At 71.5% G+C, this 1,278-nt stretch carries 1 protein-coding gene; it reads left to right on the top strand.

What is annotated here, in order from left to right; all coding sequences use genetic code 11:
- The coding region (locus tag ND748_RS32215) for a Stk1 family PASTA domain-containing Ser/Thr kinase (protein WP_251750047.1) at nt 1–1,045 on the top strand (1,045 nt) is incomplete at its 5' end.
- Nucleotides 1,046–1,278: the final 233 nt, after the last annotated feature.

Below are 1,278 nucleotides of genomic sequence, written 5' to 3'. Positions count from 1 at the left end.
CTACCGCTCCGCCGCCCCGCCGACCCCGACCGCCACCAGTTACCTCGGCGCCGGGCACGGGCGGCGTCGCGCCCCTGGCTCGGGCGCTGGCTCGCGCCGGTACCTGCCGCTCGCCGTGGGCGGCGCGGCGATCCTGGTCCTACTGCTCGGCTTTCTCGGACTGCGCACGCTGTCCAGCGACAAGATCGAGGTCCCGCTGCTGATCGACGTCAGCAAGTCGGACGCCGAGACGATGCTGCAGGATGCCGGGCTCAAGGCGACCTACCTCGATCCGATCGCCAGCCCGAAGGTGGCCACCGGCCACGTCGCCCAGCAGGACCCCAAGGACGGGACGAAGGTCGACAAGGGCGCGCTGATCACTCTGCGGCTGAGTTCCGGGCCGGCCACCGTCGCCGTGCCGGACCTCGCCAACCTCACCCGGGAACAGGCCATAGCCCGGCTCAAGGAGGTCAACCTCACCGTGGGTGGGCTGATCAACCAGGCCAGCGACACCGTCCCGGTCGGCCACGTGATCGGCACGAACCCAGCCGTCGACACGGTGCTCAAGCCCAGCGACGGCGTCACTCTGATCACGTCGAGCGGCCCGGACACCCGACAGATGCCGGCCGATCTCGTCGGCAAGACCTACGACGCGGCCAAGGCGGAGATCGACGCCCTCGGCGTCGCGGGAGTGACGGTTGCGCGCGATCTGGCCGTGACCGAGGACACAGCTCCCGGTAACGTCCTCGGCACCGCCCCCGCGGCCGGCCAGCCGATCGCGCCGAACAGCACCGTGACTCTGACGGTCGCCACCCCGCCCGACGACGGATCCGACACCACCGGCGGGGGTGACGGCAGCGGCGTGCAGGTCACCGTCCCCAACGTGGTCGGCAAGACCTATCGCGACGCCGAGAACATCCTGCGTCAGCGGGGACTGAAGATCGATCGCGCCGGCCTGTTCGGCAGCCCGGGTGACCGGGTGGCGAATCAGGCACCCCAGGCCAACTCCAAGATCGAAAAGGGTAGTACAGTACGCGTGAACACTGTGTGGCAGTTCGGTAACTGAACGACGGTCAACCTCGGTCGGGCCGGCGCGGGGGCAGCCGGCTCCCGGACCGCCGCCGCACGACTGCTCCCAGGGGGAGGACGTGAGGGCAGCGCGCGGCCGCGACCGGGATTGCGCCGAGGTGGAGCAGCCCGGGCCCGGGCCACTCGGTCCCCGGTGGTGGCGTTCCCGGTGGTGGCGACCGCGTCGAACGAGCGCCGAGCGGGCCGCCGCGCTGCTGGACGGCCGACGCC

Source organism: Frankia sp. AiPs1, from assembly GCF_023716945.1.
Classification (GTDB): Bacteria; Actinomycetota; Actinomycetes; order Frankiales; family Frankiaceae; genus Frankia.
This window is presented reverse-complemented; position numbering and strand designations above follow the sequence as displayed.